Source organism: Pilosibacter sp. YYHA0881 (genome assembly GCF_051602715.1).
GTDB lineage: Bacteria > Bacillota > Clostridia > Lachnospirales > Lachnospiraceae > Alitiscatomonas > Alitiscatomonas aceti.
Genome location: NZ_CP175657.1, coordinates 1,391,120 through 1,407,039, shown reverse-complemented (window position 1 = coordinate 1,407,039; position 15,920 = coordinate 1,391,120). Strand labels below are relative to the sequence as shown.

The 15,920-nt window shown below is 53.3% G+C and carries 14 protein-coding genes; 13 read left to right on the top strand and 1 reads right to left on the bottom strand.

Translation table 11 applies throughout. The annotated features are described in order from the left end of the window. Positions 1-56 precede the first annotated feature (56 nt). The 6 genes from ACI6NM_RS06595 to clpX all read left to right on the top strand — a co-directional run bounded on the left by ACI6NM_RS06595 (position 57) and on the right by clpX (position 7,393). Positions 57-530 (top strand): winged helix-turn-helix domain-containing protein, encoded by a 474-nt coding sequence (locus ACI6NM_RS06595; protein ID WP_022274526.1) that lies wholly within the window; start codon positions 57-59, stop codon positions 528-530. 95 nt (positions 531-625) lie between these two features. Beyond that, the gene (locus ACI6NM_RS06590; RefSeq protein WP_022274527.1) at positions 626-1,681 is read left to right on the top strand and encodes an ABC transporter ATP-binding protein; all 1,056 of its coding nucleotides are present in this window, start codon (positions 626-628) and stop codon (positions 1,679-1,681) included. Further along, positions 1,678-2,541 (top strand): ABC transporter permease, encoded by an 864-nt coding sequence (locus ACI6NM_RS06585; RefSeq protein WP_262427439.1) that lies wholly within the window; start codon positions 1,678-1,680, stop codon positions 2,539-2,541. Before ACI6NM_RS06590 ends, ACI6NM_RS06585 begins: the two co-directional genes overlap by 4 nt. Beyond that, a complete protein-coding gene (locus ACI6NM_RS06580) occupies positions 2,541-3,974 on the top strand; it encodes a GldG family protein (protein ID WP_262427440.1) in 1,434 nt (477 codons plus the stop codon). Before ACI6NM_RS06585 ends, ACI6NM_RS06580 begins: the two co-directional genes overlap by 1 nt. Beyond that, positions 3,961-5,346, top strand: coding sequence for a DUF4340 domain-containing protein (locus ACI6NM_RS06575; RefSeq protein WP_262427441.1), 1,386 nt, complete (start codon positions 3,961-3,963; stop codon positions 5,344-5,346). Before ACI6NM_RS06580 ends, ACI6NM_RS06575 begins: the two co-directional genes overlap by 14 nt. Before the next feature lie 373 nt (positions 5,347-5,719). Continuing rightward, positions 5,720-7,393 (top strand): ATP-dependent Clp protease ATP-binding subunit ClpX, encoded by a 1,674-nt coding sequence (clpX, locus tag ACI6NM_RS06570; RefSeq protein WP_262427442.1) that lies wholly within the window; start codon positions 5,720-5,722, stop codon positions 7,391-7,393. Here the strand turns inward: clpX and ACI6NM_RS06565 are convergent. After that, complete coding sequence (locus ACI6NM_RS06565; protein ID WP_262427443.1) at positions 7,376-9,082, bottom strand: S8 family peptidase; 1,707 nt, start codon at positions 9,080-9,082, stop codon at positions 7,376-7,378. The genes clpX and ACI6NM_RS06565 overlap by 18 nt on opposite strands. A gap of 156 nt (positions 9,083-9,238) precedes the next feature. Here ACI6NM_RS06565 and ACI6NM_RS06560 point away from each other — a divergent pair, with 156 nt between their 5' ends. The 7 genes from ACI6NM_RS06560 to ACI6NM_RS06530 all read left to right on the top strand — a co-directional run bounded on the left by ACI6NM_RS06560 (position 9,239) and on the right by ACI6NM_RS06530 (position 15,916). After that, the gene (locus tag ACI6NM_RS06560) at positions 9,239-9,739 is read left to right on the top strand and encodes a signal peptidase II (protein WP_158358409.1); all 501 of its coding nucleotides are present in this window, start codon (positions 9,239-9,241) and stop codon (positions 9,737-9,739) included. Position 9,740: 1 nt separating this feature from the next. After that, entirely contained in the window at positions 9,741-10,868 is a 1,128-nt protein-coding gene (glf, locus tag ACI6NM_RS06555; protein ID WP_262427444.1) for a UDP-galactopyranose mutase, read from the top strand. Further along, entirely contained in the window at positions 10,837-12,135 is a 1,299-nt protein-coding gene (locus ACI6NM_RS06550; protein ID WP_262427445.1) for a lipopolysaccharide biosynthesis protein, read from the top strand. The genes glf and ACI6NM_RS06550 overlap by 32 nt, the downstream gene beginning before the upstream one ends. Next, positions 12,132-13,067: a glycosyltransferase family 2 protein gene (locus tag ACI6NM_RS06545; protein ID WP_262427446.1), complete on the top strand. Its 936-nt coding sequence runs from the start codon at positions 12,132-12,134 to the stop codon at positions 13,065-13,067. The genes ACI6NM_RS06550 and ACI6NM_RS06545 overlap by 4 nt, the downstream gene beginning before the upstream one ends. An 85-nt stretch (positions 13,068-13,152) precedes the next feature. After that, positions 13,153-13,728 carry a dTDP-4-dehydrorhamnose 3,5-epimerase gene (gene rfbC, locus ACI6NM_RS06540; RefSeq protein ID WP_022274392.1) on the top strand — a complete coding sequence of 192 codons (576 nt, stop codon included), beginning with the start codon at positions 13,153-13,155 and terminating at the stop codon, positions 13,726-13,728. A 16-nt stretch (positions 13,729-13,744) separates the two neighbouring features. Next, the gene (locus tag ACI6NM_RS06535) at positions 13,745-14,563 is read left to right on the top strand and encodes an ABC transporter permease (RefSeq protein ID WP_262427447.1); all 819 of its coding nucleotides are present in this window, start codon (positions 13,745-13,747) and stop codon (positions 14,561-14,563) included. Between the two features lie 9 nt (positions 14,564-14,572). Further along, positions 14,573-15,916 carry an ABC transporter ATP-binding protein gene (locus ACI6NM_RS06530; protein WP_262427448.1) on the top strand — a complete coding sequence of 448 codons (1,344 nt, stop codon included), beginning with the start codon at positions 14,573-14,575 and terminating at the stop codon, positions 15,914-15,916. The last annotated feature ends 4 nt before the right edge of the window (positions 15,917-15,920 follow it).

Below are 15,920 nucleotides of genomic sequence, written 5' to 3'. Positions count from 1 at the left end.
ACGGACCGGCTGCCTTTTCCATGCCAGCGGCAGATAGAAGGAGGAGGAAAGAGAAAATGAAAATATTGATCATGGAGGACGAAAAGCTCTTAAAGCCGCCTCTGCCGGAGGCTCTGGTGATTTTGGATGTGACGGCACCGGGAATAAACAGCCGCCAGGTGGCAGAAGAGGTCGAGACCTGTATCCATTCCCTTCTGCACAGACAGGAGGAAGAGACGGAGGCGCTTTCCTTTGGAAACACTTCCCTGGAGCTTTCCACAGGAATGCTGCGCTGCGGTATGAAGCATGTGCAGCTGTCGGCAAAGGAATTTGAGATCCTGCGTCTCCTGTTCCAGTCGGGACGGAAGAATCTTTCCAAGGAGACGATTCTCCAGAAGGTCTGGGGATACGATACGGACGCAGTGGAAAACAACGTGGAGGTCTATGTGGGATTCTTAAGAAAGAAGCTGGCCAGGACAGGCTCCAACGTGCGGATCAGTTCCATCCGCCGCATGGGATACCATCTGGAGGTACAGGCGGGGGAACTATGAGCCTGGAAAGTTCATCCTTTTTTCACAGGCTTTTCAGCGTGGTTTCAGCTTCGGCTGATATACTCTGGAGGAAAATGAGAAAAAGGAGGACAGAGATGATTGCAGTTGAGCATCTGACAAAACGATATGGAAATGTTACGGCTGTGGACGATCTTTCGTTTGAAATCGGAGATGGCCATGTTTACGGTTTTCTGGGCCCCAACGGAGCTGGAAAGTCCACCACAATGAATATTATGACCGGCTGTCTTTCCGCCACAGAGGGTCATGTGAAAATTGACGGATATGATATTTTTGAGGAACCGGATAAGGCAAAGCGGCTGATCGGGTATCTTCCAGAGCAGCCACCCCTTTACATGAATGAGACTCCGGCGGAATATCTGCGGTTCGTAGGCGAGGCCAAGGGCTTGCGGGGAGCGGAGCTTTACAAACAGATTGGGGAAGTTCTGGAGAAAACGAAGCTGACGGCCATGAGGAACCGGAGGATTTCAGCGCTGTCCAAGGGGTATAAGCAGCGTGTGGGGATCGCCCAGGCCCTTCTGGGGGACCCAAGGGTGATCATTTTAGACGAACCCACCGTGGGACTGGATCCCTTGCAGATTATTGAAATCCGCGATCTGATCCGGGAGCTGGGAAAGGAGCACACGGTAATTTTCAGTTCCCATATTCTTTCGGAGGTCCAGACTATCTGTGAGAAGGTCCTGATCATTTCCAGAGGGAAACTGGTGGCCTTTGATGAGCCGGAGAATCTGGAAAAAAGTCTGACTGCGCCGGGAGAAATTACGCTTACGGCAGAGGCGGAGCCGGAAGAAGTGGAGGCGCTTCTGGAGGAAACCGGGGCAGTCTCTGGCATGGATGTTAAAAAGGAAGAGAACGGGTATGCCAGAGCGGTTCTGAGGACCAGTGAGGAGGATATATACGCCGTGTCCCGCAGCATTTTCCTAAAGTTTGCAGAGAGCGGAAAGGTGCTTCTGGAGCTGGGACTTAAGAAGGCGGACCTGGAAGACATTTTTATTGAGCTGACAGAGAACGGAGACAGAGAGGTTCCGTCAGACGGGGAAGCAGAGGCGGAAAATGGCCAAAAGACGGAATCAGGCCGGGAGACAGACAGCCGGGAAGAGGACAGTGAAGAAAAGGGAGGGAACGAGCCGTGATCGCAGTTTTTAAGCATGAAATAAGAAATTATTTTCACACCATGACAGCCTATGTCTTTGGTGCGTTTCTGCTGGCCTTTACCGGTATGGGAGCCACTTTGTATAACCTTCAGGCTGCGGTCAGTAATTTTGAATTTGTTTTAAGCTTCGGAAGCCTGATCTTTGTGGTCATTGTTCCGGTTCTCACCATGCGCGTTATTGCGGAGGAGAAAAAACAGCGGACAGACCAGCTTCTGTACTCCCTTCCGATCACCACCACCCAGGTGGTCATGGGAAAATATCTGGCTCTCCTGGTGGTCTATCTGATCCCTCTGGCGATTATTTCCCTGTATCCCCTGGTATTTTCTCAGTTTGGAGACGTGTACCTTCCGGTGGCCTACGGTTCCCTGGCGGCGTTTTTCTTCCTGGGAGCGGCGCTCATTGCCCTGGGGGTCTTTATTTCATCCCTGACCGACAACCAGGGCTTTGCGGCCGGGATCGGCATTGCGGTGATCCTGTTCAACTATTACAGTGTGAGCCTGGCAGAGCATGTGTCGTCCACAGCGGCGGGTTCCCTGGCCGCTGTGTTTGTGCTGGTGATCGGTCTGGGCCTTCTGATCCGGTACCTGACGAAAAATGAAAGCCTGGCCTATGGCTTTTATTTTCTGGCCGTGGCCGGGCTTCTGGCTGTGTACCTGACGACCCCGGAAAAATTTGAGGGGCTTCTTCCAGCGCTTATGAAGGAGCTATCCCTGTTTGAGCGTTTTTCCGTTTTTGTCAACGGGGTTTTTGACATGACAGGGATCGTATTCTATGTGACTTTTGCGGCATTTTTCCTGTTTCTGTCAGTACAGTCCCTGGAAAAAAGGAGGTATAACTGATGAAAAAACAGAAAAAACCGGTATCACTTTCCCTGCGCGGCGGATCGTATTCCCTGATTTTAACAGCCGTTGTCCTGGCCCTGGTGATGGTCCTTAATGTTCTGGCCGGGGCATTGCCGGAAAATATGACAAAATATGACATGAGCGCCACCAAACTCTATTCTGTGACGGGAAACACCAGGGCCGTGATAAGCGCCCTGGAAGACGACGTGACCATTTACTGGATCGTCCAGGCAGGAGAAGAGGATGATGTGATCGAAAATCTTCTGGGCAGATATGAAAGTCTTTCTGAGCACATCCAGGTGGTGAAAAAGAATCCGGACGTGTATCCGGCCTTTGCGGAGCAGTATACCGACGAGCCGGTCCAGAACAACAGCCTGGTGGTGGAAGCAGGGGAGAGAAGCCGGTTCATCGGATACCAGGACATCTATATCCAGGAGCCGGATCTTTACTCCTATACGTATAACACCTCCTTTGACGGAGAGGGGGCCATTACTTCTGCCATCGATTATGTGGTGAGCGAGGATCTTCCAAAGATAAGCATTCTGGAGGGACACGGGGAAACAGAGCTTCCGGCTTCCTTTAAGGAGCAGATGGAGAAGGATAATATGGAATTGTCCGCACTCTCCCTTCTGACGGCGGAGACGGTTCCGGAGGACGCAGACTGCGTGGTTATTTTCGGACCCCAGAGCGATATTTCCCTGGAGGAAAAGGAAATCCTTTCAGGATATGTGGAAAACGGAGGAAAGTTGTTTGTGGCAGCCGGGCCGGTGAAGGATGGAGCATTGGAAAATTTAAACAGCCTTCTGGAGGATTATGGGGTTACAGTGGCAGACGGAATTGTGGTGGAAGGAGACAGGGAGCACTATGCGCTCCAGACGCCCCATGCGCTGATCCCGGAGCTGGCGGACCATGAAATTACAGCGTCTCTGGCCGAGGCAAGGTATTTCCCCATCATTCCCATTTCCAGCGGTCTTGAGGTGTCAGAAGAGGCAAAGGAGAGCGGCCGGGTTACAGAGCTTTTGACTACATCGGAGCTGGCGTTCAGCAAGAAAGCCGGCTACGGGCTGGAGACGTATGAAAAGGAAGAAGGGGACACGGACGGCCCCTTTGCGTCGGCAGTCGCAGTGGACTGCGGGAATGATGGAAAAATCGTGTGGTTTGCATCATCGGAGTTCTTAATGGATATGTACAATGCCCTCTCTTCCGGTGCCAATGGAGATCTGGCCATGAACGCCCTGGCCTTTTTAAATGGTGAACGGGAGGCCATGGCGATTCGAAGCAAGTCGTTAAATTATAACTACCTGACCATCAGAGAATCGGTCTCGTCTATGCTCCAGGTGATGATGATCGGAGTCTTCCCGCTCCTGTATCTTGGAGTTGGGGCAGTCGTGGTATTAAGAAGAAGGAGGAAGCAGAATGAAACGGTCTGAGCGGTTAATGTTTCTGGCAGGCGTCCTGTGCGCCGCCTGCGCTGTGACCTTTGGAGTGGTCCGGACGAAAGAACAGAAAGAAAAGATAAAAAACAGCGATGCGGTCATTCTTACCATCCCGGCGGACACAGTGACAGCTCTCTCCTGGGAGACGGGAACGGAGAATCTCTCATTTCATAAGGAAGAGATGTGGACATATGATGAGGATGCGGCATTTCCGGTGGACGAGGAGAAGATCGGGGAGCTTCTGGAAATCTTTGAGGAGTTCGGCGTGTCCTTTGTGATCGAGGATGTTGAGGATTACGGCCAGTACGGCCTGGATGATCCAGAAGGTACCATCCGCCTGGAGGCGGGAGAGGAAAGCTATGAAATTCTCCTGGGTGATTTCAGCGCCATGGATTCGGAGCGGTATGTGTCCATTGGAGACGGCAACGCCTATCTGGTAAAGGAGGATCCTATGGATTCCTTTAATATCGGTTTAAGCAGCGTAATTAAAAATGACCAGGTCCCGGCCATGGATCAGGTGGAAAGGATCCGCTTTACCGGACCGGAAGCCTATGAGATTTTTTATGAAGAGGACAGCACAGCCACTTACAGCCCCGGGGATATATATTTTACCAGCCGGGATGAGAAGACGCTGCCTCTGGACACCAGCCGGGTGACAACGTACTTAAACACCGTCATGGGACTGGGACTTTCCGATTACGTTTCCTACAATGCGGCAGAAGAGGAGCTTTCCGGATATGGCCTGGATGAGCCGCAGCTGGTGGTGGAGACCGAGTACACCACAGAGAATGAGGATGGAAAAGAGGAGACCGGGACATTTACTCTTTCTGTGAGCCGGGATCCGGAGGAAAAAGAGGATGATGAGACGGTCACCGCCTATGCACGGGTGGGAGAGTCCGGCATTATCTACCGGCTGCTTTCCGGCGATTATGAGAAGCTGATGAAAATGACATACAACGACCTGCGGCACCAGGAGGTTCTGCCTGCGGACCGGTACGACATCACAGGACTTACAGTCGTTCTGGAGGGAGAGACGTACCAGCTGGAATCAAGAGGAAAGGATTCGGACCGGAAATGGACATGCGCAGGAGAGGAGACGGATACTGCGGCCCTTTTGGATGCACTGCTGGCCCTGGAGGCAGAAAGTTTTACAGAGGAAGCGCCCGTTGGGAAGGAGGAGATCCGGATGACAGTATTTCTGGATAACGAAAACTATCCGCAGGTAACGGTGGCCCTGTACCGCTACGACGGGGAGTACTGTCTGGCAGAAGTGGACGGGGAGCCTGTGTCCCTGGTACCCAGATCCCAGGCAGTGGATCTGACAGAGGCGGTCCATGGGATTGTTTTATCGGGCGGGAATAAGTAAAAAGCGGACATAAGGGCAGCTGGGGGAGGCTCAGAAAGTCCCCCCTCCTGTTCCCGTCAGTTCCAGCGCGCTTCATTCGTATAATATTTATATACGCTCATCTTTTGGCAGACAACCTCACTGCCATGTGCGTAATAAGGTATAAGCCGGAAGGATCCGGCAATGAATTATGCCAGTCAGTTATGGCAGGCAATGGTCGATGCCGATTGATAAAAGGATGAATCAGACCTTATCGTGCGATATGGGTGAGATTGCGGAATTAACTGTATAGCAGGGAAATTATACATTCTTCTTCCCCTCTCTTGCAGACCCAGGAAAAATACCGTATAATGGTTTTCTGACAGATGAGGGATTCACAAGAAGGAGAAAAAAATTGGACGAGAGAGAAAAAAACATAAATGGAAACGACGGGGACGAATACGATAAGGTCTGCTACGTCTGCCGGAGACCGGAGAGCAAGGCTGGAAAGATGATCACGCTGCCCGGCGGCATCGATATCTGCCGGGACTGTATGCAGAAGGCCTTTGATACGGTCATGAACAGCGGGTTTGATATGAGCCGTCTGTCCGGGATCACGCCGGAACAGCTGTGGAACGCCGGAATGCCCATGGGAATGTGGCAGAATATCCCCGGGAAGGGAGGAAGCGCCGGTACTGGAAACGCTGGGGAAAAGAAGGCGGAGGACCAGACCGGAGGCGGGCTTCCAGAGAACGGAGAAAAAAAGGAGACAGCTCCAAAAACGCCTGGAACGCCGGAGGATGTGCCGGAGGAGACCCAGACGGTGGAAGAAACGGACGCCGGGGAGGAGGACGAAGCGCCGTACCAGGGAGGCTTTCCCTGGGGAAATATGGGCTTTGGGATCCCCATCGGCCAGATCGATCTCAACGCCATCACTGGGAAAAAACGGGTGAAGAAAAAGAAAGAGGGCCAGAAAAAGGAGCTTTTTAAGCTGAAGGATATCCCGGCCCCCCATGCCATAAAGGAAAAGCTGGACCAGTATGTGATCGGCCAGGAGCAGGCAAAAAAGGTGATCTCTGTGGCCGTTTACAACCACTATAAGCGGGTGTTCGAGCATACGTCCCCGGATGCACAGCAGTTCGGGACCGATGTGGAGATCGAAAAGTCCAACATTTTAATGATCGGACCCACCGGCAGCGGCAAGACGTATCTGGTCAAGACCCTGGCAAAGCTTCTGGATGTGCCCCTGGCCATCGCCGACGCCACCTCCCTTACGGAAGCCGGGTATATCGGAGACGATATTGAAAGCGTGATCTCCAAGCTCCTGGCAGCCGCCGGAAACGACGTGGAGCGGGCAGAAATGGGGATCGTGTTCATTGATGAGATCGACAAGATCGCCAAAAAGAAATCCACCAGCACCAGGGATGTCAGCGGGGAATCGGTGCAGCAGGAGCTTTTAAAGCTTCTGGAGGGGGCGTCTGTGGAGGTTCCTGTGGGGACCAACCAGAAGAATGCCATGACGCCCATGGAGACCATCAATACGGACAATATCCTCTTTATCTGCGGCGGAGCCTTCCCGGATCTGGAGAACATCATTAAAGAGCGTCTGACGGAACAGGCGTCCATCGGCTTCAACGCAGATCTGAAGGATAAGTTTGATAAGGACCCGGATCTCTTAAGCAGGGTGACCAATAAGGATCTGCGGAATTTCGGGATGATCCCGGAGTTCCTGGGACGGCTTCCGGTGACCGTGACTCTCCAGGGGCTGACAAAGGAGTTCCTGGTGCGGATCTTAAAGGAGCCGAAAAACGCCATTCTGAAGCAGTACGAAAAGCTGCTTAAGATGGATGAGGTGGAGCTTTCCTTTGACGACGACGCTCTGGAGTGGATCGCAGAGGAAGCGTTAAAGAAGGAGACCGGGGCCAGGGCCCTGCGGGCGATCCTGGAGGAATTTATGCTGGATATCATGTATGAGATCCCAAAGGATTCCAACATTGGCTCTGTGACCATCACAAGGGCGTATCTGGAGAAAAAAGGAGGCCCCCGCATTGCCATGCGCGGGGCAGGAGACTCACAGCCTGAGTCTTAAAAACGCCTGGTAGAGATCCAGCGTTCCGTACCCAAATTCACGGTTTGGGTAGGTGAGCGCTGGATTTCTTTTGGCTCCCCGGATCAGATAGGTCTTGATGGCGGAGGTGTTCATAAAGGGATCGTTCCGCTCCAGGATCCCCCAGTGGAGCAGGATGGCGGCGGCTCCGGCGGCGTGGGCGGCAGCGGCGGAGGTGCCGGATCTTTGTACGAAGCTGGAACGGAGGCCGGCTCCGGTGATATTGACGCCCGGGGCCGCCAGCTCCGGCTTTATCTGGCCGGACCGGCTGAACCCTCTGCTGGAATGGATGTAGATTCCCCCGGTGGTATGGTCGTAGGCAGAGACCGTGAGGGCGTACTGGGAATTCCCGGGACCAGTGACCAGGGTATCGGGATCCGGCCGGAGGAAATATGTGGTGTCGGAGATGAAGCCGCGGCTGGGGAGCCAGATATGGAAGGCTCCGGTGATGTTTAAAGCGCTGGAGACCGTAAGGTTCCAGATCCCCGGCATGGGATCCTTAAAGCGGATGAAGACCATCTGGCTTCCGGTGGCCGTGTTGACGATGCTGGAAAAAACTGTGATCTCCGTCTGCTCCACCAGGAACCGGATGACGTTTTCTTCCTCTGTGGAGGAGGGGAGCGGATCCACCACCTCTCCTGTGGGGGAAATGAAGCCCACCCGGTAGATATCCACATCCTGGGCCCAGAATTCCATGGAAAAGCCGCTGTCCTTTTCTCCCACGTTCAGCTCCACAGTCTGAAGTGTTTCCTCCGGCCTGGTGACGGCCCGGTAGTGATGGCCGTAGCCGGTCTCGTTGCCTGCCGCTGTGATGACGGCGGTCCCGGCATAGATATTGATATCATCCAGATAAAGCCCCAGAGGGGATTTTCCCACATGGCTTCCCTGGTTGGTCCCCAGCCCCAGGCAGATCACCAGAGGCATGGAAAAACGGCGGGCCAGATGGAGCAGGTAAGCGACGCCCATCATGATATCGTTTTCCTGATAGGCATCTGCCCCCTCCCGGATCAGATAAAAATCCCGGAGGTACGCCTTGGCGGGCTTCAGCTTTACCATGGCAATGGAAGCCCTTGGGGCGGCTCCGGTAAAATCCTGGTCCGGATCCTCTCCTCCGGCTGCCACAGACGCCAGAAAGGTGCCGTGGCCGTTTTCGTCCGCAGACGGGACCAGGGCCAGGGGATCCGGGGCCGCCAGCGCCTGGTCGATCTCCTCTCTGGAATACTGGGTCCCATAAAGGGCCTGGAAGCCGGTTACAGGATCCGGGGCGCCGGTTTCCAGAGTCTGGTCCCAGATCCCCAGGATCCTGGAACTCCCGTCTTCCTTCCGGAACAGGGGATTCTGATAGTCGATGCCAGTGTCCACGAAGCCGATGAGGACGCCCTGGCCCTGGTTCCCGAAGGCGGGGATCCGGGAGGCGGGAAGGATCCCGGAGGCCTCCATGCTGTCGGTGGCCAGGAGGGAATAGAGCTTCGGGATGGCCGAATAGGTATAGTAGGAAAAATTCATGGGCCTTTCCAGATCGTCCATGGGAATGTGGAGCACGGCGAACTGGCGGCTGACAAAATCGATGCATTCGATGCCGGTCATGGCAGATAGCTGCTCCGGCAGGGCACTGTATGTGGAGATAAAATCGGCGGTGTCTTCGGATGTGACGCTGTAAGAACAAGGCATTCTGATACTCCGGTGCAAAGCTGCTCATACGATTGCTGTATTATATGTGAAAATACGGGAGAACATGAAAAGCAGAGGGGAGATTCTCCGGAAAAGATGGACGGAGCAGGGAAAATAGTGTAAGATAGGATGATAAGGACGGAAAGGAGACTTGCCATGTTTGGATTTCTGACGTTTGGAACGACGCTCACATTCCTGGACCAGGCCTTCAAGGCCCGGATCGAGAAGGAGGAGAAAGGCACGTTCCCCAGGGAGCTTGCCATCTCCAAAGGAAAGATAAAGCTTTACCAAAACCATAACGAAGGGTTTTCCTTTGGGATCTTAAAGGGATCCAGGGCGGTGCAGCTGGTGCCCTTATGTGTTACGTCGGCCTTTGCCGGAGCCTGGGCGTACCTCATGGGGACCCGGGGAAGGATACTGGAAAAGCTGGCCCTGACCCTGACCCTGGCCGGAGGAGTGAGCAACCTCTACGACCGGATGAAGCGCGGCTATGTGGTGGACTATTTCAGCTTCCAGTGGAAGGCTCTTAAAAAGGTGGTCTTTAATCTGGGGGATCTGTTTATTTTTGCCGGAGCGTTTCTGATGGCAGCAGGGACTGCGGCAGGCTTTTTAAAGGATCTGATCATGGATTTATACGGGAAAACGGAGGAAAAGTAGAATGAAGCAGTACGACTATCTGCTGGTGGGGAGCGGCCTGTTTGCCGGAGTGTTCGCGTATTTTGCAGGAAAACAGGGAAAAAAATGTCTGGTGCTGGAAAAAAGGGATCATCTGGGCGGGAACATTTACTGTGAAGAGACCGAGGGCATCCATGTCCATAAATACGGCGCCCATATCTTCCATACCAGCAGCCGGGAGGTTTGGGATTTTGTCAACAGCCTGGCTGAATTCAACCGCTATACCAACAGCCCGGTGGCCAATTATAAGGGCGAGATGTACAATATGCCTTTTAATATGAATACCTTCAGCCGTATGTGGGGGATCTCCACGCCGGAGGAGGCAAAAAAGATCATACAGGAACAGAGAAAGGTCATAAAGGGCGAGCCCAAAAACCTGGAGGAGCAGGCCATCAGCCTGGTTGGGACCCATATCTACCAGAAGCTGGTCAAGGGCTATACGGAAAAGCAGTGGGGGCGGGAATGTAAGGACCTTCCGGCGTTTATCATCAAGCGCCTCCCGGTGCGCTATACCTACGACAACAATTATTTCAACGATCTGTACCAGGGGATCCCCATGGGCGGCTATAATGTGATCATTGACAAGCTGTTTGCAGGCTGTGAGGTGCGTCTGGGTACGGATTATCTGGAGAATAAGAAAGAATACGACGCCCTGGCAGAAAAGGTGGTCTATACGGGAACCATAGACAGCTATTTCGGTTACCGGTTCGGCAGGCTCCAGTACCGCAGCCTGAGGTTTGAGACGGAGGTCCTGGACACGGATAATTTCCAGGGGAACGCGGTCATCAATTACACGGACCGGGAGACACCTTATACCAGGATCATCGAGCACAAGCATTTTGAGTTCGGCACCCAGGAAAAGACCGTGATCACAAAGGAATATCCGGCGGAGTGGACCGAGGGCATGGAGCCGTATTATCCGGTCAACGACGAAAAGAACCAGGAGCTGTATAAAAGGTATGAGGCCCTGGCGGCAGAGGAGAAAAACGTGATTTTCGGCGGCCGGCTGGCAGAATACAGATATTACGATATGGATAAGGTGATCGAATCCGCCTTTGCCTGTGTGAAGAAGGAGTTTCATGGAATTAATATCGCGGCTGATCATAGGTAAAAAATCGAAAAATCCGGAAAAACGTGACATTATATGGAATATGACCGGAAGCTTCCTGTATGCGTTCGCATCCATGGTCCTTTCCATTGCCGTGGTGCAGATCGCCGGGGAGGATGCGGGAGGGATCTTTACCTTTGCCTTCACAACCTTCGGCCAGCATATGTTCATGATGGCGTATTTCGGGATCCGCCCGTTCCAGATCACCGACACCGGAGGAAAATACTCCTTTGGGGATTACCTGGGGCTGCGGCTCCTGACCTGTGGGGCGGCTGTCCTCACGGGCATGGGATACGTATTGTTAAACGGTTATTCCTTTGAAAAAGCGGCCGTGGTATTTTTGATGGTGGTCTATAAGGTCATCGACGCCCTGGCGGATGCCTATGAGGCGGAATTCCAGAGAGGCGGGCGGCTTTATCTGACGGGAAAATCCAACGCCTTCCGAACGATCCTTTCCGTGGGCGTATTCCTGGCTTCCCTGGCATATACGAAAGATCTGGCCGCCGCCAGCCTGTGGGCTGTGGGAGCCCAGGCGGCGGGGTTCCTGGTGTTCGACGTGCTGGTGATCCGGGAGCTTCCCAATGTGGAGTGGAGATCGGCGAAGGGAAAGAAGCAGGAGCTTTTTGCAGAGACCATCCTGCTGTTCTGTTCGGCAGTGCTGGACTTTTATATTTTTTCCGCGTCCAAATACGCCATTGAGGGCTGTATGGCGGACCGGGATATGGCCGTGTTCGGAGCCATCTTCATGCCCACCAGCATCATCAATCTGGTGGCCGGGTTCGTGATCCGGCCTTATCTTACGAAAATGTCCTTTACCTGGGAGATGGGGAGGACCCGGCGGTTTTTAAAGATCCAGAAGCGGATCGCTCTGATCATCGCGGCCCTGACGGTGCTGGCTGTGGGAGGCGCGTGGCTTCTGGGGATTCCGGTGTTAAGCCTTCTGTATCCCAATCTGCGGACCGGCCTTTCCCAGTGCCGGCCGGCACTGGTTTTGATCATTTTCGGCGGAGCCCTGAATGCGTACATGAACCTGTTTTATTATTCGCTGGTGATCATGAAAAAGCAGAAATATATTTTCGGGGTCTACGGCCTGGTGAGCCTTATGGCAGTCCTGGTCTCCACGCCCTTTGTGCGGTGGGGCGGGATCTTCGGGGGAGCCCTGGCCTATGTGGTCCTGACCGGTGCCTTAATGGTGCTGTTCGGCCTCATCGACCTGGCGGGGATCCTGGAACATAAACGGAAAAATCCGGAGCAGAGGAATTTAGAATGAAGGAAATAACTGTGGATGTGATCATTCCCGTTTACCGGCCGGGGGAACGGTTCGGGGAGCTTTTAAAGCGCCTGGACGCCCAGACCCAGCCTGTAAACCGGTATATCATCATGAATACGGAACAGGCATACTGGGACCGGTGGCTTTCTGAAACGGGATACAGTCTGCCGGAAAATCTTTCGGTCTTTCATGTGACAAGAGAGACCTTTGACCATGGAGCCACCAGGGACGCCGGGATCCGGCAGTCGGATGCCGGGATCTGTGTCTGTATGACCGACGACGCCCTTCCGGCAGATCAGTATCTTCTGGAAAACCTGGTCCGCGGTCTTACGGAGAAGGAAAGCACGGCTGTGGCCTATGGCCGTCAGCTTCCGGACCGGGACTGCGGGATCATTGAGCGCTATACCAGGGCCTTTAATTATCCGGAGGAAAGCCGGTTAAAGACCAGGGAGGACCTGCCAGAGCTGGGGATCAAAACGTATTTCTGCTCCAACGTATGTGCCGCCTATAAGCGGAGCGTATATCTGGAGCTGGGCGGCTTTACGAAAAAGACCATCTTCAACGAGGATATGATCTTTGCGGCAGGAGCTATGGAACGGGGATACGGTGTCTTTTACTCCGCCGGGGCCAGGGTGATCCATTCCCATAATTATTCGGGGATCCAGCAGTTTCACAGGAATTTCGATCTGGCGGTATCCCAGGCCGACCACCCGGAGGTGTTCTCCGGCATCCGGTCCGAGGGAGAGGGGATCCGTATGGTAAAGCAGACGGCGGCCTTCCTTGTAAGGTCGGGGAAGGCGTATCTGATCTCGAAGCTCATTTATACCAGCGGGTGTAAATACCTGGGCTTTCTCATGGGAAAACGGTACCGGAGGCTGCCCCGTCCGGTGGTTTTGTGGTGCACCATGAATAAGGCCTACTGGGGGAAATAGGGCGGGATCCAATTTGGTATTGTAACTCTTCCCGCACAGTGGTATGATGTTTAGCAGACCAGAAAACAAAAGAGAGGTAAGAAAAATGGGAAAGATTAAAGTAACTCCGTGCCAGGTGGAAGGAAAGACCATTGAGGGGCTTTTCGTGATCGAGCCCACGGTATTTAAGGATGAGCGCGGATATTTTATGGAAACATACAACCAGAACGATTTTAAGGAAGCCGGCCTTGATATGGTATTCGTCCAGGACAACCAGTCCATGTCCGTAAAGGGCGTGCTCCGGGGCCTCCATTTCCAGAAGCAGTTCCCCCAGGGCAAGCTGGTGCGCGCGGTCCGCGGCACAGTATTTGACGTGGCGGTGGATCTGAGGACCAGCTCCGAGACGTATGGAAAGTGGTTCGGCGTGGAGCTGTCTGCGGAAAATAAAAAGCAGTTTTATATTCCGGAAGGCTTTGCCCACGGCTTTTTAGTGCTGTCTGATGAAGCCGAATTCGCCTACAAATGCACCGATTTCTATCATCCCGGCGATGAGGGCGGCCTTTTATGGAGCGACGAGACCATCGGCGTACAGTGGCCCATCGAGGAGGGAATGGAGCTGATCATTTCTGAGAAGGATAAAAAGTGGGGCGGCTTCAACGATACGTTCAAGTTTGAGAGATAATGAGGTTTAAAACAGCGTGAATTATGTAATTTCTCTTTTAAAGGAGATCATAACCAGGCGCCGTCTGATCTGGGACCTTTCAAAAGCCGATTTTAAAAAGCGGTTTGTGGGGTCCTATTTCGGCGTGGTATGGATGTTTGTGCAGCCGGTGGTGACCGTGCTGATCTACTGGCTGATCTTTGGCCCCATCGGCTTTAAGAGTGCGCCTCCGGTGCCCAACGCCTCCTATGTACAGTGGCTGGTCCCCGGTATCGCGCCCTGGTTTTTCTTTGCAGAGGCCTTAAACTGCGGCACCGGCTGTCTCCAGGAATACAATTACCTGGTGAAGAAGGTCGTGTTTAGGGTGGAGATCCTTCCTATTATAAAGCTGATCTCCTGTCTGTTCGTTCATGGATTTTTTGTGGCCATCATGTTTGTGGTATTCCTCATCAGCGGGAAGGCGCCGCAGATCTCCTGGCTGCAGGTCCTTTATTATGCCTTTGCGGCCTCCATGTTCGCACTGGCGCTGACGTATTTTACCAGCGCCATCCAGGTATTCTTTAAGGACATGGCCCAGATCGTCAGCATCTGCCTTCAGTTCGGTATGTGGCTGACGCCCATTATGTACAGCGAGCAGCTTTTCCTGGAAAAGGGACTGACCATGGCTCCCACGATCCTGAAGCTGAACCCGTTCTATTATATTGCGGCCGGGTATCGTGACAGTATGCTCACCGGAGACTGGTTTTATATGCGTCCCACCCTTACAGTCTATTTCTGGGGCGTGACTATTGTCATGATGCTTGTGGGGCTGAAGGTATTTAAAAAGCTGCGTCCGCATTTTTCGGATGTATTATAGGAGGATGGAATGTCCCAGAATGCGATCGAAGTAAAAGATGTAACAAAAATATACCGTTTGTACGACCGTCCCATCGACCGGTTAAAGGAATCCCTAAGCCTGACCCATAAGAGCCTCCATAAGGACTTCTACGCCTTAAACGGCCTTTCCTTTACAGTGGAGAAGGGCCAGACCGTGGGGATCATCGGCACCAATGGCTCGGGAAAATCCACGATCTTAAAGATCATCACCGGCGTCCTGACCCCCACCACCGGTTCGGTCCAGGTGGACGGGAAGATCTCGGCTCTTCTGGAGCTGGGAGCCGGCTTCAATATGGATTATACGGGAATTGAAAATATTTATATGAACGGCACCATGATGGGGTACACAAAGGCGGAGATGGATAAAAAGCTCCAGGAGATCCTGGACTTTGCCGACATCGGCGATTTTGTGTATCAGCCGGTGAAGACGTATTCCAGCGGTATGTTCGTCCGTCTGGCCTTTGCCCTGGCCATCAATGTGGAGCCGGAGATCCTTATTGTGGACGAGGCCCTGTCTGTGGGCGACGTGTTTTTCCAGGCCAAGTGCTACCGGCGTATGGAGGAGATCCGGAAGAACGGCACCACCATCCTGATGGTGACCCACGATATGGGAAGCATCATCAAATACTGCGATAAGGTGGTCCTGTTGAATAAGGGCGAATTCATTGCCGAGGGCCAGCCGGGCCATATGGTGGATCTTTATAAGAAGATCCTGGCCAACCAGATGGATTCTCTGAAGGAGGAGCTGGAAAGCGATTATTCCGGCGGCATGGACAAAGAGGACGGGAAGAAGACGGACGGAGCAGGGACCGGGAACGCGGAAGCAGGCGGAGCCTCCGGCAGCGGAGGCCTTATGAAGGATAAGATCACCATCAACGCCAGCCGGACCGAGTACGGGGACGGACGGGCGGAGATCTTTGATCTGGGCCTGTTTGACCAGAGAGGAAACCTGACCAACCTTTTATTAAAGGGAGAGATGTTCACCATCAAAGAGCGGATCCGCTTCCATGCTCCCTTAAAATGCCCGATCTTTACGTATACCATCAAGGATAAAAAGGGAACGGATCTTTCCGGCACCAACACCATGTACGAGGGTGCGGATGTGAAGCCCGTAAACGAGGGCGACGTATACGATGTGTCCTTTACCCAGAAGATGACGCTCCAGGGTGGAGAATACCTGTTATCCATGAGCTGTACCGGCTTTGAGGGCGAGGAGCATGTGGTATACCACCGGCTTTACGATGTGGCCAACATCACGGTGATCTCCAATAAGAACACCGTAGGAGTCTACGATATGGAGTCAGAGGTGGAGACGAAGCTAACGAGAGGATAGAGAG

Coding starts and splice junctions, on each gene's coding strand:
- ACI6NM_RS06595 (WP_022274526.1), top strand. CDS start 57: ATGAAAATATTGATCATGGAGGACGAAAAGCTCTTAAAGCCGCCTCTG.
- ACI6NM_RS06590 (WP_022274527.1), top strand. CDS start 626: ATGATTGCAGTTGAGCATCTGACAAAACGATATGGAAATGTTACGGCT.
- ACI6NM_RS06580 (WP_262427440.1), top strand. CDS start 2,541: ATGAAAAAACAGAAAAAACCGGTATCACTTTCCCTGCGCGGCGGATCG.
- ACI6NM_RS06575 (WP_262427441.1), top strand. CDS start 3,961: ATGAAACGGTCTGAGCGGTTAATGTTTCTGGCAGGCGTCCTGTGCGCC.
- ACI6NM_RS06565 (WP_262427443.1), bottom strand. CDS start 9,082: ATGCCTTGTTCTTACAGCGTCACATCCGAAGACACCGCCGATTTTATC.
- ACI6NM_RS06560 (WP_158358409.1), top strand. CDS start 9,239: ATGTTTGGATTTCTGACGTTTGGAACGACGCTCACATTCCTGGACCAG.
- glf (WP_262427444.1), top strand. CDS start 9,741: ATGAAGCAGTACGACTATCTGCTGGTGGGGAGCGGCCTGTTTGCCGGA.
- ACI6NM_RS06550 (WP_262427445.1), top strand. CDS start 10,837: ATGGAATTAATATCGCGGCTGATCATAGGTAAAAAATCGAAAAATCCG.
- ACI6NM_RS06545 (WP_262427446.1), top strand. CDS start 12,132: ATGAAGGAAATAACTGTGGATGTGATCATTCCCGTTTACCGGCCGGGG.
- rfbC (WP_022274392.1), top strand. CDS start 13,153: ATGGGAAAGATTAAAGTAACTCCGTGCCAGGTGGAAGGAAAGACCATT.
- ACI6NM_RS06530 (WP_262427448.1), top strand. CDS start 14,573: ATGTCCCAGAATGCGATCGAAGTAAAAGATGTAACAAAAATATACCGT.